Genomic DNA, 19793 nt, shown 5'->3' with positions numbered 1-19793 from the left:
CCCAACCTCTCTCTCATTGTACAAGGTGCGTGTCCGCGCTAGGCGGCCGCCGTCTTGCGCGCTCCCCCAGAGGCGCAAGCAGCCAGCCCGTCAGCCCGGCATGGGAGGCATTATAGCAGCCGCCTGAGCGAAAGGGTCATATTTCGCAACGAACGCAGGCGGGGCCGGAGGCGCGCCCGGCGCGCGAGCGCCTGCTTCTTGGCGCGAGGCGAGCACCCGCCCCGCGAGCGCCCGCCCGACCCGCAGGCGCCTGCTCCTGGGGAGATCCGCCGGGAAAAGCGGGGCGCCCGACCGCATGCCGGCCCCCCTCTCGCACGACAGCCGCCGACGCGCGTCCTCCGCGCAGCCCCCGCACGGCAGCCGCCGGCGCGCGTCCTCCGCGCGGCCCCTCAGCCGCCCGCTCCCCGAGCACGTGCCGGAGCCCCCGCTGGCGTCTACGAGGATCCCGCTGGAGGGGGATAGAGGGGGGTCGCGCGCATTCTTTTCGCGTTTTTGGACACTTGCGCCGAAATTCCGAGGCGCTGGGCGCTCCAGAGCGGTCGGGCCGAGCGTTTTCCCAGGTCACGAGAATTCCCACAGTGACTGCGCGGGCATTTTGCCTCCTCAGGCCCCTGCAGACCTCGGAATTTCGGCGCAAGTGTCCATTTTTCGCCGATTTCCCTGCACGCAGGCCGCCCCTACCACCCGACCCGCCCCCCCGTCGCGTCGCAGCCGGGGCCGTCGCCGCGCCGCTGCCCCCAGGGGGCCGTCGCCGCGCCGCTGCCGGGGGGGGGCAGAGCCCACTTCTTCGCCGGCCCGTGGGCACCTGCCTCTTGGCGTGAGGCCGGCACCCGCCGCGAGCGCCTCCGTCCGACCCGCAGGCACCTACTCCTTGGGAGATCCGCCAGCCGCCTCCGCGGGCGCCTCGCCACGGACGTTGCGCTTGAGCAGGCGGTAGAACAGCGCGAGCGTCACAGGGATGGCGATGGCCAGCACGGCGCCCAGATCGAAGGACGCCACCGCGCCCATCTCGTCGATGATGACGCCGCCGAGCGACGGCCCAAACGCCATGCCGCAGGTAGCCCCAGCGTTCATCCACGTGATGGCCTCGGTCAGACGGTCGCTGGGGACAGCGCGCTCGCAGGTGGCGTTGCACACGATAAGAAACGGCGCGTAGAACAGCGCGCCGAGCGTGGACACCACGAACAGCGACTGCGCCGAGTCGATGAGCGCCATGGAGCCGTACGCGCAGCCGATGAGCACGCCAGCGCCCACCAGCTGAAGGTGCTGCGGCACACGCAGGCAGATCATCCCGAACACGAATCCCATGATCATCGACACGAACGACGCGATGATGAGAATGATGCTCGCGATGTTGGGATCGCCAAGCTCCTCGGCGAGGGCCACGGTGGCGGTATCGAAGATGCCGTAGAACGCGCCGAGGAACAGCATGAGCAGAAACAGCACGCGCACCACCGCCGACGTGCGAAACACGCTCCGGGGACGGGCGGCGCCGGCGCCGCTGGCAGGGGCGGCGCCCCACCCGGGCTCGGGCTCGGTGGAGCGCGAGAGCGAGAGCACCGTCACGCCCACCGCGAAGCTGATGCCCCCAGCCAGGAGACCCGCCGTGGGGAACAGCGCCGTGGCCAGCGCGATGGAGATGGACGGGCTGAACATGAAGCCGATGTCGTCGAGCACGCCCTCGTAGGAGAACATGGTGCGCACGTCGGGCGCGGCGTCGCCCAGGCGCCCCGTGCGGATAAGATAGGTCCAGCGCGCGCGGACGAGCGCCTGGGGGTTGGGCACGAAGCCCATGAGCACCGCGGCCGCGAACAGCGCCCAGTCGGGGCCGCCCGTGCCCACCGTAACCAGCATGAGAGCCCACCCCACCAACGTGATGGCCGCGGCCACGGGCACCACGCGATGCTGCCCGCGCTCGTCGACGAGCTTGGAGACGCGCGGCGAGATGAGGAACGTGGCCAGCGCGATGGCCGACGACACCAGCCCCGCGACGAGGAACGACCGGCCGGCCAGCGTGATCATGGTGATGGTGCCGATGTTCATCATGTACGAGTAGAAGCGCATGAGGAAACCGCCCACGTCAAAGGCGTAGGCCTGGCGAACGCGCAGGATGGCGCGGTATACCCCGGGGTCGAACTTCTTAGCCATAGCGACCGATTATAGGGGTTTGGCGCCGACGCGCCACCCCGCAGGCGCACCTTCGCGCCGGGTTCTCAGATTGAGAGCGCCCGAACCAGGGCGCGCGGCAAGCGCCCGACGGTCTGCGAACCAACTGCCGCCGGGTCGCTCCCCTACCCTATCGCAATGAACACGAGCACCACGAACAGCGCCATCGCGGCAACGAACCCGCCGACGACCGCCCAGGCCGCCGGGCGCCCCAGGTTAAGCGTCCAGCCCACGCCAAAGCGCTCGGGAAGGAACAGGCTCGCGTCGTCGCGGTTTACGTAGAAGATGCCGAGCTTCCAGTGATCGTCGTCGTCCGCGGGCATCACGGCGCCGGACGGGACACCCGCGTTGGCGCCGGCCGCCTCCATGCGGCGGAACAGTCGCGATCCGGCCTGCCCGTAGACAAGCGCGATGGCCACCGAGCCCAGCAATACGGGAATCACCGCCACCGCCACGATGGCTCCCGCGCCGCCAAGCGAGAGGACGCCCATGGCCGACAGCATGAACGTAAGCCCCAACGCCGCCGTGACGAGCACGCCCGTCGCCAACAGGTAAATGCTCTGGGCGCGCGCGAACAAGCCGTACGCCAGGGCCGAGGTCACCGGCGCGCCAGGGCTCGTCGGACGCTTGGAGCGCAGGATCGACCAATGGCAGAATAGGAAGCACGCGATCATGAACAGCTGCACGAGCACGGGGAAGAACACGCTGCCGATGCTCTTGGGTGCCCAGTCGTTGACGGTGCCGGAGAAGTCGGCGTGCAGGGGGATCTGATCGGGAATAGACGGCCACGCCACCACACCGATGGTCGCCGTCACCAGGACAACCGGCACGTACAGCAGGTTCCAGGCGAGGGAGATGGCGTGCGGCACGTCGTCCTCGGCCACCACCGCAGCCGCCTGGGGGCGCGGCGCCGCCCATCCCTCGGCGCGCTTGACGGCCATCACGCGTCGGCGAAAGTGCAGCATAAGGCCAAACGACAGCACTGTCGGCACCAGCATCGCGCCGACGAGCACCCCGACGAAGGCCGTCCCCTCGCCAAGCGAGCTTCCGGCGCTGGCGGCGAAGGCGGCCAGGAGCCCGGAGCAGGCAAGCGTGGCCACGCCCACGATGAGCGCATAGCGGCGGCGGAAGCCAGCCAGGCGCGGATCGCGGCGAGCGCCCTCGGGCACGGTGACGGCGAAGCACTCGGTCTTGGGCATGAGCCAAGGGGTGACGGCCAGCAGACCGCCGGTCAGCAGCACGCAGCCGACAAGAATGAGCACAACGAGTAATTCCATGGCAGCCTCCTAGGGGCGAGCCGCGGCGGGGGCGGCGAGGTCGGTCGGAGCGAGGCCGGAGGGGATGCCGGCAGCAAGCGCGCCCAAGGCGCTTGCGGCTGAGTCGGCAAGGGCGCCAGCGCCCGCTCCGGACGCGTCGGCTGCAGCTCCGGGAGCCAGGTCGGTGCCAACCGCAAGGCGCACAGCCACATCGCGGGATGCCCCAGCGACGCCCGGATCGTCGAACACGGCGGCAGCCGACGCCGCAGCCAGGTCGACGAAACCCGCCGCATCTCCACCGCGGGCGCGCCACTCTAGCGCGAGGCCTCGCAGCGCCTCGGCCGCATGCTTCTCGGCATCGGCCCGGCGCTCAGCCGAGGCGGCCTGCGCCGCATCGGCCACAAAGGCACCGCTGCGGCCGCGCATGAGCAGATAGCCCTCGTCACGCAGCACCGCATAGGCCTTGTTGACCGTATGCAGGTTGATGCCCAAATCCGACGCAAGGGCCCGCACGCCCGGTAGCCGGTCACCTGGCAGCAGCTCGCCGCGCGCGATGGCGCCCACCAGCTGGTTTCGTATCTGCAGGTACAGGGGCTCTTGCGAGCCCTGGTCAATGCGCAGAATCATGGCATGCCCTCCTTCGTGAGAACCTGTTCTATTTGTTATATGGCTATTATAACAAATGCGTCGCACCATGGCATCAGGCCGCGGCATGCGAGGCCGTTCCATGCTTTTTCCGGCTTCTCACGCTGATTTCTGCAAATTCGAACGGTTCTGCACTCCGAAAATCGCGCAAACGGGAGCTCGCCGCCCAATCCAGATCCGGCGACCAGGGGGTTTGCGCCCGGCTACCCGTGACCCAGCCCCCGCCAAGGCCAATGGCGGGTGCAAATCCGCTCCAATTTGCAGAAAGCAGCGCGTTTTTCCAGGGAAGCGCCGCCATCCAGCTCATCCCGCGGCAACGACGCCCGCGCCCGACCCCGCCCATCTGTTCCCCACGCAACCGAACGGCAGCGAAACGCGGTTCCATCCGCCAAGTTGCGGTAGTATGGCAGGCGATCATAGGCGACAACGTCCGCACCCGCGCCGGCAGACGCCCCAGAGCGCCGACCCCGCGCCCCCGTGTCGGCCGACATCGCCCCCACGCCCCCGAAGGGGCACCCCGCCACCGACGCCCTCCGGGGCAGATTCGAGGAACCATGTACGACGGACAACCGCAGCCCGGCCGCAACGACGAGTGCTGGTGCGGCAGCGGACGCAAGTACAAGAAGTGCCACCACGACTTCGACGAGCGCCTCCAGGCCCTTTACGAGGCCGGCGAGGAGGTGCCGCTGCGCAGCCTGCTGAAGACTGCCGCCGACATCGAGGGCGTCCGCCGAAGCGCCGCCGTCAACGTGGGCGCACTCGACTACGTGGCCGAGCGCATCGGCCCCGGCGTCACCACCGCCGACATCGACCGCTGGGTGCACGACTACACCGTCGAGCATGGCGCCATTCCCGCGCCGCTCGACTACGAGGGATTTCCCAAGAGCGTCTGCACGTCGGTCGACGAGGTAGTCTGCCATGGCATCCCCCGCGAGGACGAGGTGCTCAAGGAAGGCGACATCATCAACGTCGACTGCTCCACCATCCTGGACGGCTACTTCTCCGACTCTTCGCGCATGTTCTGCATCGGCGCGGTGCCACCTGAGAAGGCCGACCTCGTGCGCGTGACCAAAGAGGCGGTGGAGGAGGGCCTCAGGGCCATCAAGCCCTGGGGGCACCTGGGCGACATCGGCGCGGCCGTGAACGCCTACGCCCAGGCCCACGGCTACAGCGTGGTGCGCGAGTTCGGCGGCCACGGCATCGGACTTGAGTTCCACGAGGACCCGTTCGTGAGCTTCGTGACCGAGGCGGGAACAGGGCCCGTGCTCGCGCCCGGCCTCATGTTCACCATCGAGCCCATGATCAACCTGGGCAGGCCGGACATCGACATGTCCGACCCCAACGGCTGGACCGTCCGCACCGCCGACGGTCTGCCCACCGCCCAGTGGGAGGTTCAGATTGTGGTGACCGAGAACGGCTACGAGCTGCTGAGCTGGTAGTGTCGATCTGGTAGCTTTACGCCTTTGACCTGGGGTTGGCAACCTGCAGGTGCGAAAAAATGATGCCGTAAGTTGGTAGATCGGAGACGCCGGCTACCGTAGAGTGAGGTGCGTCGACAGCCGATTCAACCGCCTGCCCTACCGAGAGGACCCATCGTGAGCTTTCGCAACAACCTGCAGCACCTACGCGCCACCCACGCCATGACCCAGGAGCAGCTGGCCATGATGCTCGGCGTCAGCCGCCAATCCGTCACCAAGTGGGAGGCCGAGCGCGCTTACCCCGAAATGGACAAGCTGCTGAAGCTGTGCCAGATCTTCGACTGCACCTTAGATGACCTGGTGACGGGTGACCTGACCGCCACCTCCCCCACCCCGCGGGCCCAGGCCGCCGCTGCCGCCATGCGCGAGAACGCCGGCGGCCCGCCCCTGGACGTGTGCGGCTACGACGAGCACATGCGCGCCTTCGCCACGAAGATCGCCACGGGCGTCTTCACCATCCTCCTGGGCGTGTCGCTGCTCATCTTCGTGGGCACCGCCGCCGAGCGCTTCAATCCGAACCTGGAGGCCCTTACGCTCATTCCGCTATTCGTCGGCATCGGCGTCGGCACCGCCCTCATTCTCACGGCCTCGTTCCAGCATGTGGAGTTTCAGCGCAGCCACCCCTACGTCCAGGACTTCTACACCGCCGACGATCGCCGCGCCACCCAGCGCTCCTTTGTGATCAACCTCGTCGGTGGCATCTTCCTCATCTTCGTCGGCATCGTGGGAGCGAGCCTCACCGATGGGAGCGGGGACTTCGTCGAGGGTATCGCGAGCGGCCTCATGATGGCCCTCATAGCGATAGCGGTGTGGCTCATCGTGCGGACGAGCATGCTGCTTGCGCGCCTGAACGTCACCAACTACAACAACGCCCGCGAGCAGGCCCTGGCCGAGAGCGACTCGTGGAAGTACCTGCGCGAGGCCAGCGCCGCCCAGCTGCGCGGCTTGTACACCGACGCGCAGATCTGCGAGATTCTGGGCATACCCGACGCCTCCGACGCGGAGATTGAGCGCGCCCGGGCGCGGCTGGAACGCCGCCACCGCAAGAGCCAGCTCACGAACGGCCTGTGCGGCATCATCATGATCGCTGCCACGATGGTGGGCGTGGCGCTGCTGCTCGTGCCGCAGTGGCACACGGCCTACTTCTGGATGGCCTGGGTGGTCGGCGGCCTTTTGTGCGGCGTGGCCAGCATCTTCGTGTCCGCCTTCGTGAAGGATGATCCGACGGCCTAGGGCCCGGTGCGCGGCGGGGCGGCGGACGGGCGGGTGACGCCAGCTGGGCGGCGGGCCGTCGCCTGACGGCGGACGAGCAGCGCAAGGGCGCAGGGCTGCGCGTAGGGCTGGCGGACTGGTGCGCGAGCGGCGGGCCGCCGCCGCGGCGGGGGGGGGAGCGGGCGGGTGCGACTGCCGGGCGGCCTCGGCCCCGATCCCTTGGGCGGTGGCGCCCAACCGCGGCCGACCGCGTCCAGCCGCAAGCGGGCTGGCCGAGGCGGGACGCTCTCCGGGCGGAGCGTCCCGCCAGGCGCTAGCCCTGCGTCCAGAGAACGGGCGTGACCAGGCCCTCCCGCGCGCTGCCGATGACGTCGTGAGGGCCTTGGCGCAGGTAGACCCCGGCGAAGCGCCCCGCGTGCACGTAGAGCCCCAGCAGGTTCCCGAAGGGACGCGGCGCAGCCGTGAAGTCCTCTGGGCGGCCGTAGAGCGGGACGGCAGGCGTGACCTGGGGCGCGAAGAACTCCTGCACGATCCACGGCGAGCCGCTCTTCTGCGCGAGCGCCTCGTCGATCATGCGCGACCACTCTCCCGTCGCGCACTCGGCGCCAGCCACCACGTTCTTGCTGGCGTACCAGTCGGTGGGCTTGAGCACCCAGCGCTCGGGATGACGGCGCACGGCGTCCAGGTCGAGGGCCGGGTCGTCAAGGAAGGCCGTGAAGGGGATGTGCTCCTCGACGAAGCGCCGCTCCTCCGCCGTGAGCAGCGCCTGGGTGGCCGGACGCCGCAGCACGGCGAACAGCTGCTTATCGTGGGCGATCTGCGTGGTGAAGCTGCCGATCATCTCTACCTTCCGCTGGCGCAACGCGTTGACGAGGGGCTGCACGTCATCCCAGTGCTCCAGCAGATCAACCACGATGCAGAAGCGCCAGATGACGTCGATGTCCACATCGCCCATGCCGGCCAACGCGACGTTGCCGCGAAGCCGCTCGCCGTCGAAGCTGAGCTGGCGCACGTCGAACACCGAGCAGTCAAAGCCGGCTGCCTCGAACAGGGGGATGAACAGGGCGAGCTCGCTCACGTCAGGCTCAGGGCCATCGAGGCACGCGACGATGGCCACCCGCGGGCGTGCCGCGGAGGCTAGCCCGCCGGCGCGTCCGACGGCGGCCTCAGCAACGGGCGCGTCAGGGGCGGACAAGGCGGCAGTGGGCGCGGGTGGCGTCGCGAGCGGCGCCGCTGCCGTCCGATCGCTCGTAGCGTAGAGGCGCGCAAACGTGCGCACCCAGCCGGCAAACTGCGCTTCCCCATCGTCCTCGAACCCGTGACGTGCGGCCATAACCTGGTACGCCGCGCCTTCGCGGATGGCCGCCAGGGCCTCGCGCGCCTCGTTCATCCCGCTCGACGAGTCGGTGTTGAACTCGCAGAAGCGAAAGTCGCCTGTTGCCTCGTCGAGCATGAGGTCGACGCGCGCCAGGGGCAGCGGCTCCCTGTAGCCGCGCGGCAGGAGCACGAGTTCCTCCACGCGCGGGTCAAAGCGGAATTCCCGACGGTAGACCGGGTCAACCTGATAACGCTCAATGATCGTGCGCAGGATGCCGTAGGCGGTGGTCGCCACGTTCTCCAGCCATGCGCGCATATGCGGGCCGTAGATGCGCGGGATGTAGTTGAAGGCGACGGGTTCGCCGTGGTACCACGCCGAACCGTTTGCCATGCGCTCCCAGGCCGCGCGACGGCCGGCCTCATCCCCGCCAAGCTCAGCGATGACGTCGAGGTACTCCCGCGTGAGCGGCGCAGCCTCGTCGACGTACCCCGGCGCGTCGACCTTCATATCGGCACGTTCCCGCCCATGGCGGAGACCGCCCGTGGCGGATTCGACCGCCTTCCCTACCTGACCAGCTTCCATAACGCGTCCTTCTTAGGCAAACGATGACCTTGTGGGTATACCACAACGGGCAGGGCGCGCCGCGTCGCACGGCGTACCTGGCGCTAAAACCGAGGCCAGGCGTTGCCCGCCCGACATGGCGCGCGCCGTCAGGCGAGCAAGAATCATGCCAAAGCCGGAAAACGCGCGTCTGATGGCACTATTTGGCAGTTTGGTACGGTGCAATAGGCCCCTTTCAGGCCAGCTGCGCCCTCGGATGCGTCCTGACGCGAGAAAACCCCAGGTCGCGAAAACGCGATCCGCTCGGAAAGCCTCGCGAACCGTACCAAACTGCCGATTAGTGCCATTTTTCGGCGAAAAGGTGGCAGCGGCGCGGACGGACGGTTGCGGGAACCCCGCCGCGACGACGCGAGGGACAGTCGCGCCGCCGCGGCGGTCGGGGATTAGGGAGGACGGGAAGCTGGCGACTGCCCTGCCGTGCCCGGATGGGCGCGACCGTCCTGCTGCTGAGACGCAGCGGGTGCAGCGGGCGTTACCTCCCGAGGAGGTGGCGGATGGCCGCGATGGGGTGCTTCGTGAGCATACGCGGGCCGGCATAGCGCATGACCTGGCGAATCTGCTCGCGCTCCTGGGGGCGGTAGCAATGATAGGGACACTTCTCGCAGGAGGTCTTGGCGTGCATCTGGCGACAGCGCGCAGTGCGCAGGACGGCATAGGCGTCGACGGCCTTACACGCGGGGCACACCGGCTCGCCGCAGCAGGCGCGCTCCGTGCGCGACGCGGCATCGTGGTTGCCGGCGCAGTAAAGCGCCACCATCTGCGAGATGACGCGTTCTTCGCGAGCACGCCGTCGCGCGACGGCCGGCGGATCAGCGGCGGCGCGGCGCGAAGAGGGCGCGGGCGCTACGGCAGACGCAGGTGCGGCAGGCGCCGTCGCGTCGGCGGACGCAGGCGCGGCAGCGACGTTTGAGCTGGCACGCTCAAGCACCGCAGGAGCAGCGAGGGAGTCGGACACGTCGGTGGTCAGGCGCTCGCAAGAGCCCTCCCCCACCGCTTCCACCGGGGTGTTCTCAGTAATGTTAGTCATGGCTCACATTATAGGGCACGCGGGAAACGGCCACAGGATTTCCACGGCTTCCTGGACGCGCTTGGGACATCGCGCAGTCGGAGCCCGATCGAGCCTAAGAACCGGCACGGGTGGTCGAGCAAGGGCGAAGACCCCGGCAACCGCCGACCTGGGCACCTCAAATCCGAGGGCCGACGAGCTTAGGGCGCGGTGGGCGCGTCCGGCGCTTCGGGCGGGTTGATCTCCACCCTCCCCATCGACGCCATCCAGCCGAGCAGCGGCACCTGCTCCGGATTCTCCACCTCCACGCCGCCAAGCATGACGGCTCCTCGATCAACCGAAGCCGTGAACACGCGCACGTCACAGCCGGAGAGCGCGAATCCACTCGCCATTAGCACCAACCCCGCAACCGCCAGGGCGGCTGCCACGCAATGCATCGTCTTGCGCACTTGTCGCATCTTCTCTTCCTTTCACTTCACTGCCCGCAGCCAGCGCCGACGTCTCAGGCCGTCGCGCCGACGGCATCCGAGGGCGCCTGCGACCGCTCGCGTCGGAAGGGCGAGAGCATCTTGCCCATCCACCTCTGCGAAAGCCTCACCAGATAGCGGCTGGACGAGAGCGCCGCGCTGAAGCACACGATGCCGAGCGCCGCCGCGAGCAGCCCCTCCCCCACGTAGGCGAGGGCGAAGGGGACGTTGCCCTCCATCAAGCCGGCGAAGGCGAGGATCAGGGCAAGCGGCAGGGCCATGACCGCGGCGGCCGCAATGGCCCAGAGCATCGCGGCGAGCATCCAGATGCACAGGTACACCCCCAGCGCCACCAGGGCGAAGGTCAGCAGTAGCGCAAGCCATAGAGGCGACCCCACGATGATGAGCGCCCAGAGCAGCACGGTGCTGTGCCGGCGCGTCTTGGCCATCACGCGGGGGACCGGCGGCATCTCATCGAGGATGGCGTCGGCCACCGCTCCTGGTGAACCCATCGCGGCAACGGCCTCCTCCTCGGTCATGCCCTCCTCCATGCGGTCGGCGATGGCCTCGGCGTAGAATGCCTGCGATTCGGCCACACGCGATGCCGGCAGGCACGAGAGCAGCGTGCCCAGTCGATCGAGAAACTCCTGCTTGTTCACGAGAAACCTCCTATCACAGCCATCAAGCCCACACCGGCGCGCCGCCGACCGCGCCCGGCGGCGTCTCGCCAGCTGGCGGGTCAGCCGACGACGGCGCCGCCCCCGGGCACGCGATCGCGGGCACGCCGGCAGGGGCCGGCGCATCCTCGAAGGCCGACTGCGAACTCGCGACCATCGACTCTTCCACATAACGATAGAGGCCGCGCACCTCGTCTTGCTCGGCTAGGAAGGCGCGTAGGCGCTCCTGGCCGGACTCGGTTATGCGATAGTACTTGCGAAGGCGGCCGTTGTGCTCCGCCGTCCGCACCGCTATCAGGCCGCCGCCTTGCAGGCGCTTGAGCAGCGGATACAGCGACGACTCAGTCAGCCCCAAGCTCGCCGGCACGTCCTTGATGATCTGATAGCCGTAGGACTCCCGCCGACGCAGCGTAGCCAGCACGCACGCCTCCAGGAACCCCCGCTTCATCTGAGCGTCCATAATACCTCCTATCGCCATATACTATACGTTACATAGTATTGATTGGCAACCTCTCCTTGTCACAGGAGCGAATGTTTCACGTGAAACAGCGCCCGTCCCCACCCACGCCCCCCTGCGCACAGGTGTCCTCCCGCACAGAGCAGTGAGGAGAAGTCCGGGGGGCCGGGGTGTTGCTGAGCGCCCGCGATCACTGGAAAAGAAAACGAATGTTTCACGTGAAACATTTTGCGCGACAAAAAACGGGACAAGCAAGAATAAGGCGAGGCACAAGCGAGAGCGAGACTAAGGGCAGGACGTCAGTCAGGCAGGGCGCAGGCACGAGAAACAAACGGGCCGAGGAGATCGCGCGAAGTCGAGGAGCCATCCAGATCCGGCGGTGAGCAGGTGGTTTAACAGTTCGACAGACGACGGATCATACGAAGCACGCCGAGCCAACGACCGAAAAGCCACAGCAGGCGCGGCACGCGGCAACCGGCAGAGCGCGAGCAGCGCACAGGCGAAAGCAGCGCAATACGCTGCGACACAGCACGACGAAACAACAGGCGATGGGGACATGGGGAACAACCCGGAGAGCGCGGCTCGGCGAGCGCGGCGATCTGACGCCCCATAGCCCGGCGCGTCCCGGCGCCTCAGAGACCCGGCATCCGACGCCTCCCAACCCAGCAGCTGCGCCCAGCGTCCCGGCGACCCCGCGGCCCGGAGGGCACGGGCCGGTGGCCTGGCGGGCCACAGCCCGCCCCTGCAGCCCAACACTCCGCAGATCAGCGAGCGCAGCCCGACGACCCCTCGATCCGTCAGCCCGACGGATACAGCCCAGCGACCGGCGACCGGGCAACCCAGCGACCCGAGGCCCCAGGACCCCGCAGCCCGGCGAGCACGCCTCGGCGCCCCAGCCACCCGCGACCCGGAGGGCGCAGCCCGGTGGCCTGGCGGGCCACCCCCCGGCCCGACAATCCGCAACCCATCGGCCCACGGCCCGGCAAGCACAGCTCGGCAGCCCAACACCCAACGGCCCGCGATCCGGCGAGACGATCGGCGGTCACCGGCCTAGCGCCCTCGCGGCCTAGCGGCCCGGCTGCCCGCAACCCGGAGGGCACGCCCCAGCGATCCGATGACCACGCCCCCTACAGCCCGGCAGCTCGCAGTCCAACAAAAGCGACCCAGCGGCCTGGCGCCCCGCAGCTCGGCGAACGCGGCCCAGCGGCCCGGCTACCCGAGACCCCAGCGCCCAGCCACCCGCGACTCAGCGGCCCGCGCCCCGGCGACCTGACACCTGCGCTCGGCGGGACGGGCCGCCTGGCGCTTTGGGAGCGACTAGGCCTTGAGGAGCTCGAGGGACTGGAGGGCGGCGAAGGGGATCTTGGTTCGGACGAGCCAGAGGTCGCGGAGGATCTCGTCCTTCTGGCTGACGAGGCCCTCGCGGGTGACGTAGGCGTCGCCGTCGTAGTAGGTAACGCGGACGAGGGAGCCGCGGGCCACCTGGGCTAGGGCGGCGTCAAGCTCGCGAGCCTCCTCCTCGGTGAGCTCGCGCCGGGGCGTGGGAACACGCTCCCGCTCGTGCACGAGCTCGTAGTAGCCGCGCAGAGCGGCGAAGGGCATGAACTGACGGGCGCGATCAGGATGCGGGCGCCCGATGGCGTGACGAGTTGCGGCCTCGTCGCCCGGTCCCGTCCGCTCGCGATCATTCGTCATAGCCATCCCTCCTCCATCATCCTCACTTGCTCCCCGCCACCCGCAGCAGCCGAGACGCTCCGCCGCCTGCCCACCCCAACGGCCTCCCGGCCGCACGCGATCAGAGACGATCCGGGTCCTCGGCGATGGCGACAGAGCCTCCTCGATGGCCCCCTACCATGGTGTTGCGTTCGCGGGCGGTGGCCTTTTCCTGGAAGCTCGTGCCCTTGAGCAGGGCGTTCTTGCCGAACTTCTCCTTCACGGCCAGCACGGCCTCCTGCATCTTGCGCTCGCGGCCCTCGGCCTCCCAGTCGGTGAACAGGTCGTAGGTGGCCAGATCCTCATCAACGAGGTTACCGAAGCCCAAGCTGATGCGGCGAATAGGCTTGGCCGGATCCACGATCTCCTCGTAGAGCGCGTCGACGTAGCCCTGCAGGCGCCGCAGGGAGCTCGTCCGCTCGGGAATCTTGCGCGTGGCATGCGCGGCCGGGCCCCAGCCGCCACGCGCCGGCCGCGCGCCGTGCTCGCCCACGAACACCTCCTGCGCCCCACGGTCGGCGCCTCCCCCGCCTGCATCCGCGCTCCACGCGTCGGCCGCGCTTGCAGCTCCCGCGCGCCCTCTCCCATCGCCCGCGGCATGCGCCCCGCGGTCGGCGCCGTAGCCCACCATGAGCGAGATGTGATTCGTCACCAGGCGCTTTGCCACCAGGTCGAGCACCGAGGCGTCCACCATCTCGCGCAGCACCACGCGCGCCTCCTCGAACGTGTAGGCACCCGGCAGTATCTGGCCGTTCATCATCGACGTGCTTCCCGGTCGGTAGGCCTTGATCTCGGCGATGGTGCAGGGCTCGACACCCCAAGCGTGGTCGATGAGGTACTCGGCGTTGGCGCCGAACTCGTCGTAGAGCACGTCCGGATCCATCTCAGTGACGCCCTTCAAGTCGAACACGCGGAAGCGCGCCAGCCGCCGGGCGATGCCAGGCCCGATGTTCCAGATGTCGGTGATGGGGCGATGACGCCAGATGCGCCGGCGAAACTCCTCCTCGTCCAGGTAGCCGATGAAATCCGGCGCGTGCTTGGCCGTCACATCAAGCGCCACCTTCGCCAGGAACAGGTTGGTGCCGATGCCTGCCGTGGCGGGGATGCCCGTCTCCTGGAACACCGCGTCACGCAGCATGACGGCGAACGCGCGCGCATCCACGCCGTAGAGGCTGAGATAGGGCGTCGCGTCGATGAAGCACTCGTCGATGGAGTAGACGTGGATGTCGTCAGGCGACACATAGCGCAGGTAGATGCTGTAGATATCGGCTGACGCCTTCATGTAGGCGCGCATGCGCGGCAGCGCCGTCACGTATTCCACCCGCGGTGGAATCTCGTGCAGGCGGCAGCGGTTGCGGATGCCGAGCTCCTTCATGGCCGGCGTGATGGCCAAGCAGATGGTGGTGCCCGAACGCTCGGGATCGGCCACCACCAGGTTCGCGGTCATCGGGTCGAGGCCGCGAGCGCGACACTCCACCGAGGCATAGAAGCTCTTCAGGTCGATACACACATATGTTCGCTGTTTCGGCATGGGTGTACTATACCACGCCCACGCACGCTGGCTAGTAGGAAAGCCCGAAGAATCGCCGCAGCACCTCGTCCACCTCCGTCTCGCCCAGCTCGAGACAGCGCCGCGACGCGCCCGCGCGGATGACCAGGCGCCGCCCCGTCAGCGCCACGTGACCGTCGGCCGTGCGCAAGTTCACCAGGTCCTGCTCGCGGAACTCCGTCCCCGGCAGCGAGCACGCCAGGTTGAGCGCGGCGAAGTCCCCATCCTCCACGCGAGCGACGCACAGCTCGAGCACGCCCAGCCGCTCCCCCGTCGACACGCGGAAGCGATCGACGCGCCACCAGGTCTCGTCGAGACGCACCGCCTCGACGCACTCGCCTCCCACCTCCTGCGGCCCCGACGCCTCCAGCCGCAAGGGCCCGCCCGGCGCCGGGCCGCCATAGCCGACATCCGCCGACGCGAGCACGCCCTCCACGCTCACCAGCAGCCCCCGGTGGTTGATCGGGTCGCGCTGGCCGGGCACGTCAGCCGAGCGAGCCAGACACGGCCGCGCGTCATAGCCAAGCGCCACGAGCAGCGCCTCGAACAGCTTGTTGAGCTCGAAGCAGTACCCGCCGCGGCGCTTTCGTACGATCTTGTCGAACAGCGCGTCTAACCGCAGGTCGGGCGCGCAGCCGACCTCGCCTACCAGGTGTACGACTTCAGCTACTCGGCCCAGAAGATCCGCCTCGGCGGCATGAAGCTCTACGCGGCCGACCCCGGGCTGTACTGGGCGAGCGCGCCCGCCACCGACGACGGCCTCGCCTTCTCGTTCGAGACGGCGGTCTACCTGGAGCTACGCCGACGCCGCAAGACGGGACGCCTGGGCGACGTGTCCATGCTCAAGCTGCCCTCTGGCAAGGAGGTGGACTTCATCGAGGGGGACGCGATCCTGGGCGAGGCGAGCTCCCTCGTACAGGTCTGCCTCGATCTGGGACGGGAGTCAACCAGGGAGCGCGAGGCCAGCGCCCTGCGGGAAGCGATGGCGCGCTTCGACGCCCGCGAGTCCGCCATCGTGACCCTCGACGAAGAGGAGACCCTGGAGACCCCCGAGGGGGTCATCCATATCCTCCCCGCCTGGAAGTGGCTCCTGCGCTGAGCCGTCAGCCCCTCCCCGTACGCAGCAGGCGCGGGGTCTTTCGCGCGGGGACGGTCCCTCGCGTTAGGTGACAAAAGGGTTAGGTGCGCGCAAGGGTGAGGTAAGCGAGACCCCGTAGGATGGAACCATCGAAGATCCCGAACATGGAGGTGGTTCTCATGTGCAAGCTCGCGAAGATTCTGCTGCCGTTGGCCGTCGTCGGCATCGTCGGGGTGGCGCTGGCGCTCCAGGCGCCCGCCGTCACCAAGATCGAGGAACGATGAGCGCGCCTGCCGCGCAGGCGGGGCGCCTCGGGCGGACCGGCGGTCGAGCATCGGGCCCGCGGCGCCGGTCGAGTGCGGGGACGGGCGCTCCGCAGGGAGCCGCATCCGCGCGAAGCGGCGCGCTCGACCGGCTGCTGGGCGTCGCCCTGGCCGGCGCCGTGCTGGCACTCGGCCTCGCGACGTGCGCCTTCGCCGCTTAGGAGGACGCACCTGCCGCAGCTGCCTTCGCGGCCGAGCCGCCCTGGACGCCAGTCGCCTGGTCGCCGCCACTCGCGGAGTTGCTCGCGCCCGAGCCGCCGCCTGCGGAACCGCCGGATCCCGAGCCGCCGCCCGAGCCGCTCGTCGTGCCGGATCCGCCCGTGCCCGCTCCCGACCCGGCGCCGTCTGACCCGGCGCCCGAGCCGCCCGACTCCGGGTCGGTGCCGCCGGTCGAGCCGCCGGTCGAGCCGCCCGTCGAGCCGCCGTTGGAGTCCGCGCCGCCCGTCGAGGTGCCCGTCGAGGAGCCGTTGCCGCTGGTGCCCTGGTCACCCGATGCGTCGGACTGATCCGCGCCGCTGCCGTCCGCGCCAGCGCCCGCGTCGCTTGAGGACGCCGCCTTGTTGTCTGCAGCAGCCTTGTCCGCGGCCGCGTCTTTCTGGTCGTCCTTCGCCTTTTCGTCGGCAGCCTGCTCCTTCGCCGGCGCCGAGAAGCGCACGGGCTCCGGCTTCGCGCCCAGCCCCTGGCCCATGGTGAGGAACCACACGGCGCCGCCCGACAGCGCGACGGCGACGAGCGCCGACAGCGCGGCCACGAGCGCCACGTTACGGCGGGTACGCGACCGGCGCAGACGCGCCTCACGAGCTGCCCGCACGGCACCGTCGACTTCCATTCCGGCGTCGCCCAGGTGCGGCGTGGCCGTCGACCGCCCCCGCAGGCGCTCCGCCGCGCCAAGGGGCAGCATCGCGCCCAGCACGCCGCGCCCGTCGTCCGCCCAGGCGCCCGGAGCCGTGCCGGCGACCGCGGGTTCTGCCGCCGTCTCGGGCGCGTCCGACCTGCCGGCCTGATCGCCCGCGCTCGACGCCCAGCCGGCCTGGCCGCCCCCGGCATTCGCCGCCCCCGTGGCCAGGGGAGCCGCCGCATCCGCAGGATCCGTTCCCTCCACATCCGCGGGCACCGCACCCGCAGGATCTGCCGCAGCCCCAACCCCCTGGCCAGGCGCTCCCGCGCCTTCGCGCACCGAGAGGCCAGACGCCCCTGCGCCTTCCGCCACGCCAGCGGGAGCACCGTGCACTGTCTGGGGCAGCTCGCGGATGCGCTCGGCCGAGGCCGCGAGGAAGTTCTTGTAGAGCGATGAGCACACCGTCGACACCACCGACGCCACGGCCACGCCGATAATCGACCCCGCGATACCGATGTAGGACGATAGCAGCATGGAGGTGACCGCAGCCAGCGCCGTGCCCGCCACCTGCGGAAGCGACAGGTCGCTCAGCACCCCGCGCAGCACGCTCGGGCGCTGCCCCGCTGCGCCGTGGGCCCAGGTCATGGCGCGCCTCCTTCCGCCTGCCATCGTCTTGCGGCGGGCACGCCGGCAGAAGCGCGCTCGCGTCTTTCCCCCATTGTGCGCAGGCGCCGCCCTGCCCGCCGCGCGCCGTGCCGACGGTCGCCGAACCGTCACGCGACCGCCGCCTCTCCTCCACGCCCCCGGTCGTTCTGCGCCCGGCGTGCCCGCGCCCCAGCTGGGCCCCGCGTGCCGGCGGAGGCACCGCGTGCCACGGCGGCGGGGGGGGATCGGTGCGGGCGCATCGGCTCGGCGGAGCCCCTCCCCCCGCGCGTGCCCGGGCAGGAAAAGTCGCGCTTTCTGGCGAGCAACCACGACTTTGCAACACCATCGCATCGCGCAGCCCTCACTCCGCGCACGTTTCCCCAGGTGCCTTCCGCGCAAGAGACGTCCTCCCCCGGCTCCTTAGCGCTTTTTCACCTGCTAGATGTTGCAAAGTCGTGATTGCTCGCCAGAAAAGGGGCATTTTCCTGCCCGCCGTTTCCCCGAGCGGCCTGCCCCCCTCTCCATCGGACAACGAGCGAGGTCTGCCCAGGTCGCCCGCACCGCCGCCCGCGGCCCTCCTTTTCGCGCAGGAATCCTTCTCGTTACGGTTGACGCGGCCAGCAGAAACGGGCGATTCGCGTTGCTAGCATGGAGCGCCAGACAAGCGTCTCCCCTGATCGCAAAGGAAGAGCCATGGACCTGCACGAGATATACCTGGCCGGCGGATGCTTCTGGGGCACCGAGGCCTACCTGCAGAAGCTGCCTGGCGTCATCGACACCGAGGTGGGCTACGCCAACGGCAGCACGCCACATCCCACCTACGAGCAGGTGTGCGCGGGGGTCACCGGTCACGCCGAGTGCGTGCGTGTCGCCTTCAACGCCGAGGTCGTCTCGCTGCCCTTGCTGCTGGAGGCCTTCTTCCGCACCATCGACCCCACATCGCTCAACCGCCAGGGCAACGACTGCGGCGAGCAGTACCGCACCGGCATCTACTGGAGCGATCCCTTCGACGCGCCTGCCGTAGCTAACGCCCTCTACGATCTGGAGCGACGCTGCCCCAAGCCTGTGGTGGTGGAGGCCGGTCCGCTACATGAGTTCTGGCCAGCCGAGCGCTATCACCAGGACTACCTGGAACGCAATCCCGGCGGCTACTGCCATGTGAACCTAGCAGATGCCGACGCCTTCATCGCCGAGCACGAGGCGGCCTTCGGCGAGGGCCGGCGGCGACGCCACGGCCACCGCGACCCGTTGCGCTGCGGCGCCCCGGCGGGCGGCGGTGCCGCGGCCGAGACCCCGGCCCCGGCCGAGCCGGCCCCGGCGGCCGGCGCCGGCCATACCGGTCTCACGCCCCTGCCCGTGCCCGCCGCCGCGGCTGGCGCCGGCGCGCCGGGCGACGACGCGGCTTTCGCAGGCGCGCCCGCCGCCACCGTCCGCTCCCGCGGCGGCTCCCCCGTCAGCGACTCGTCTGCGCTGGGCGCGCTGATCGATCCGGCCGACCTGGACGCCGCCATCGCCACGCACCCCTACTCGCGCCCGAACCGCGTGCAGCTGCGCGGCATGCTCACGCCGCTCGAGTACGCCATCACGCAGAACGGCGCCACCGAGCGGCCGTTCTCCCACCCCCTCGACGAGGTGTTCGAGCCCGGCATCTACGTGGACGTGGTCACCGGCGAGCCGCTGTTCTCCTCCTCTGACAAGTTCGACGCCGGCTGCGGATGGCCCGCGTTCTCGCACCCCATCGCGCCGTCGGTGGTCACCGAACATGAGGACGTCTCGCAGTCGTGGATGTCCCGCACCGAGGTTCGCAGCCGCGTCGGCGAGAGCCATCTCGGCCACGTCTTCACGGACGGCCCGCTCGAATCGGGCGGCCTGCGCTACTGCATCAACGGCGCCGCCTTGCGGTTCGTCCCCTACGCCGAGATGGACGCCGCCGGCTACGGCTACCTCAAGCCCACCGTCCGCGAGCGCGCCGCCTAGCGCATCCCCGCGCCCGCGACTGGACGAGAGCCCCGTCCCCGACGCCTGGCCGGGCAAGCCCCCTCCCGCGCGCCTCCGAGGTGCCCTCCCCCAACGCCTGGCTGGTCGAGCCCCGCACGTCCAGCGCGCCTCCGAGGCGCCCAACGCCATCGCGCTCCGCTCCCCGACCTCCGAAAAACCGCCGCCGCCCGCAAATCGGGGCGGTTGTGCACCGGCCGGGGAGCCCGCGAGCCGGCCCGGGGCGCCCCGCTCCCGCCAAAGCCCCAGGTCGCCGGATGCCGGGCGCGCCCGAGGGCGCAGTGGCGGCGGGAGGGCGGGTGCATAACCGCCGAAATCTGCAGCCGCGGGCCGCTTTCCCCAGGGCGCG

The 19793-nt window shown here is 69.6% G+C and carries 17 protein-coding genes; 5 read left to right on the top strand and 12 right to left on the bottom strand.

The window, feature by feature from the left end:
- Nucleotides 1-864: 864 nt before the first annotated feature.
- From AC6I0Y_RS01325 to AC6I0Y_RS01315, 3 genes are all read right to left on the bottom strand, one after another.
- Nucleotides 865-2148, bottom strand: a complete 1284-nt coding sequence (locus tag AC6I0Y_RS01325; RefSeq protein ID WP_497732507.1) for an MFS transporter — start codon at nucleotides 2146-2148, stop codon at nucleotides 865-867.
- Between the two features lie 143 nt (nucleotides 2149-2291).
- On the bottom strand, nucleotides 2292-3443 hold the full coding sequence (locus tag AC6I0Y_RS01320; protein WP_497732504.1) for a DUF1648 domain-containing protein: 1152 nt from the start codon (nucleotides 3441-3443) through the stop codon (nucleotides 2292-2294).
- Between the two features lie 9 nt (nucleotides 3444-3452).
- A complete protein-coding gene (locus AC6I0Y_RS01315; protein ID WP_497732502.1) occupies nucleotides 3453-4049 on the bottom strand; it encodes a GntR family transcriptional regulator in 597 nt (198 codons plus the stop codon).
- 572 nt (nucleotides 4050-4621) lie between these two features.
- Between AC6I0Y_RS01315 and AC6I0Y_RS01310 the strand changes: the two genes are divergently transcribed.
- Nucleotides 4622-5506 carry a methionyl aminopeptidase gene (locus AC6I0Y_RS01310; protein WP_497732499.1) on the top strand — a complete coding sequence of 295 codons (885 nt, stop codon included), beginning with the start codon at nucleotides 4622-4624 and terminating at the stop codon, nucleotides 5504-5506.
- A 156-nt stretch (nucleotides 5507-5662) separates the two neighbouring features.
- The gene (locus tag AC6I0Y_RS01305; RefSeq protein WP_497732497.1) at nucleotides 5663-6778 is read left to right on the top strand and encodes a helix-turn-helix transcriptional regulator; all 1116 of its coding nucleotides are present in this window, start codon (nucleotides 5663-5665) and stop codon (nucleotides 6776-6778) included.
- A 292-nt stretch (nucleotides 6779-7070) separates the two neighbouring features.
- Here AC6I0Y_RS01305 and AC6I0Y_RS01300 read toward each other — a convergent pair whose 3' ends face one another.
- The 8 genes from AC6I0Y_RS01300 to AC6I0Y_RS01265 form a co-directional block, all read right to left on the bottom strand.
- Complete coding sequence (locus AC6I0Y_RS01300; protein WP_497732495.1) at nucleotides 7071-8657, bottom strand: hypothetical protein; 1587 nt, start codon at nucleotides 8655-8657, stop codon at nucleotides 7071-7073.
- 511 nt (nucleotides 8658-9168) lie between these two features.
- Entirely contained in the window at nucleotides 9169-9723 is a 555-nt protein-coding gene (locus AC6I0Y_RS01295) for a nitrous oxide-stimulated promoter family protein (protein ID WP_497732493.1), read from the bottom strand.
- A gap of 179 nt (nucleotides 9724-9902) precedes the next feature.
- On the bottom strand, nucleotides 9903-10160 hold the full coding sequence (locus tag AC6I0Y_RS01290) for a hypothetical protein (RefSeq protein WP_160709730.1): 258 nt from the start codon (nucleotides 10158-10160) through the stop codon (nucleotides 9903-9905).
- Between the two features lie 44 nt (nucleotides 10161-10204).
- Nucleotides 10205-10828, bottom strand: a complete 624-nt coding sequence (locus AC6I0Y_RS01285) for a DUF1700 domain-containing protein (RefSeq protein WP_497732490.1) — start codon at nucleotides 10826-10828, stop codon at nucleotides 10205-10207.
- Between the two features lie 22 nt (nucleotides 10829-10850).
- Nucleotides 10851-11306, bottom strand: coding sequence for a PadR family transcriptional regulator (locus tag AC6I0Y_RS01280; RefSeq protein WP_497732488.1), 456 nt, complete (start codon nucleotides 11304-11306; stop codon nucleotides 10851-10853).
- Between the two features lie 1314 nt (nucleotides 11307-12620).
- Nucleotides 12621-12998 (bottom strand): YolD-like family protein, encoded by a 378-nt coding sequence (locus AC6I0Y_RS01275; protein ID WP_497732483.1) that lies wholly within the window; start codon nucleotides 12996-12998, stop codon nucleotides 12621-12623.
- 100 nt (nucleotides 12999-13098) lie between these two features.
- A complete protein-coding gene (locus tag AC6I0Y_RS01270) occupies nucleotides 13099-14526 on the bottom strand; it encodes a Y-family DNA polymerase (protein ID WP_497732477.1) in 1428 nt (475 codons plus the stop codon).
- A gap of 52 nt (nucleotides 14527-14578) precedes the next feature.
- Complete coding sequence (locus AC6I0Y_RS01265) at nucleotides 14579-15187, bottom strand: arylamine N-acetyltransferase (RefSeq protein ID WP_497733625.1); 609 nt, start codon at nucleotides 15185-15187, stop codon at nucleotides 14579-14581.
- 30 nt (nucleotides 15188-15217) lie between these two features.
- Here AC6I0Y_RS01265 and AC6I0Y_RS01260 point away from each other — a divergent pair, with 30 nt between their 5' ends.
- Together AC6I0Y_RS01260 and AC6I0Y_RS01255 are read left to right on the top strand one after the other, a co-directional pair.
- Nucleotides 15218-15664: a hypothetical protein gene (locus AC6I0Y_RS01260; RefSeq protein ID WP_497732474.1), complete on the top strand. Its 447-nt coding sequence runs from the start codon at nucleotides 15218-15220 to the stop codon at nucleotides 15662-15664.
- 119 nt (nucleotides 15665-15783) lie between these two features.
- Nucleotides 15784-15927 (top strand): hypothetical protein, encoded by a 144-nt coding sequence (locus AC6I0Y_RS01255; protein WP_160710427.1) that lies wholly within the window; start codon nucleotides 15784-15786, stop codon nucleotides 15925-15927.
- A gap of 196 nt (nucleotides 15928-16123) precedes the next feature.
- Here the strand turns inward: AC6I0Y_RS01255 and AC6I0Y_RS01250 are convergent, their stop codons facing one another.
- The gene (locus AC6I0Y_RS01250) at nucleotides 16124-17449 is read right to left on the bottom strand and encodes a hypothetical protein (RefSeq protein WP_497732469.1); all 1326 of its coding nucleotides are present in this window, start codon (nucleotides 17447-17449) and stop codon (nucleotides 16124-16126) included.
- A gap of 693 nt (nucleotides 17450-18142) precedes the next feature.
- Between AC6I0Y_RS01250 and msrA the strand changes: the two genes are divergently transcribed.
- Nucleotides 18143-19426, top strand: coding sequence for a peptide-methionine (S)-S-oxide reductase MsrA (gene msrA / locus AC6I0Y_RS01245; protein ID WP_497732467.1), 1284 nt, complete (start codon nucleotides 18143-18145; stop codon nucleotides 19424-19426).
- Nucleotides 19427-19793 lie beyond the last annotated feature (367 nt).

This window comes from Adlercreutzia sp. St.1H8, assembly GCF_059728655.1.
The sequence above is the reverse complement of the archived record's forward strand: the minus strand, read 5'-3'. Positions and strand labels throughout refer to the sequence as shown.

Excerpts from the sequence above, each read along its gene's own strand:
- AC6I0Y_RS01275 (WP_497732483.1), bottom strand. The coding sequence starts at position 12,998 with ATGACGAATGATCGCGAGCGGACGGGACCGGGCGACGAGGCCGCAACT.
- AC6I0Y_RS01325 (WP_497732507.1), bottom strand. The coding sequence starts at position 2,148 with ATGGCTAAGAAGTTCGACCCCGGGGTATACCGCGCCATCCTGCGCGTT.
- AC6I0Y_RS01310 (WP_497732499.1), top strand. The coding sequence starts at position 4,622 with ATGTACGACGGACAACCGCAGCCCGGCCGCAACGACGAGTGCTGGTGC.
- AC6I0Y_RS01255 (WP_160710427.1), top strand. The coding sequence starts at position 15,784 with ATGGAACCATCGAAGATCCCGAACATGGAGGTGGTTCTCATGTGCAAG.
- msrA (WP_497732467.1), top strand. The coding sequence starts at position 18,143 with ATGGACCTGCACGAGATATACCTGGCCGGCGGATGCTTCTGGGGCACC.
- AC6I0Y_RS01320 (WP_497732504.1), bottom strand. The coding sequence starts at position 3,443 with ATGGAATTACTCGTTGTGCTCATTCTTGTCGGCTGCGTGCTGCTGACC.
- AC6I0Y_RS01295 (WP_497732493.1), bottom strand. The coding sequence starts at position 9,723 with ATGACTAACATTACTGAGAACACCCCGGTGGAAGCGGTGGGGGAGGGC.
- AC6I0Y_RS01315 (WP_497732502.1), bottom strand. The coding sequence starts at position 4,049 with ATGATTCTGCGCATTGACCAGGGCTCGCAAGAGCCCCTGTACCTGCAG.
- AC6I0Y_RS01250 (WP_497732469.1), bottom strand. The coding sequence starts at position 17,449 with ATGACCTGGGCCCACGGCGCAGCGGGGCAGCGCCCGAGCGTGCTGCGC.
- AC6I0Y_RS01280 (WP_497732488.1), bottom strand. The coding sequence starts at position 11,306 with ATGGACGCTCAGATGAAGCGGGGGTTCCTGGAGGCGTGCGTGCTGGCT.
- AC6I0Y_RS01300 (WP_497732495.1), bottom strand. The coding sequence starts at position 8,657 with ATGGAAGCTGGTCAGGTAGGGAAGGCGGTCGAATCCGCCACGGGCGGT.
- AC6I0Y_RS01290 (WP_160709730.1), bottom strand. The coding sequence starts at position 10,160 with ATGCGACAAGTGCGCAAGACGATGCATTGCGTGGCAGCCGCCCTGGCG.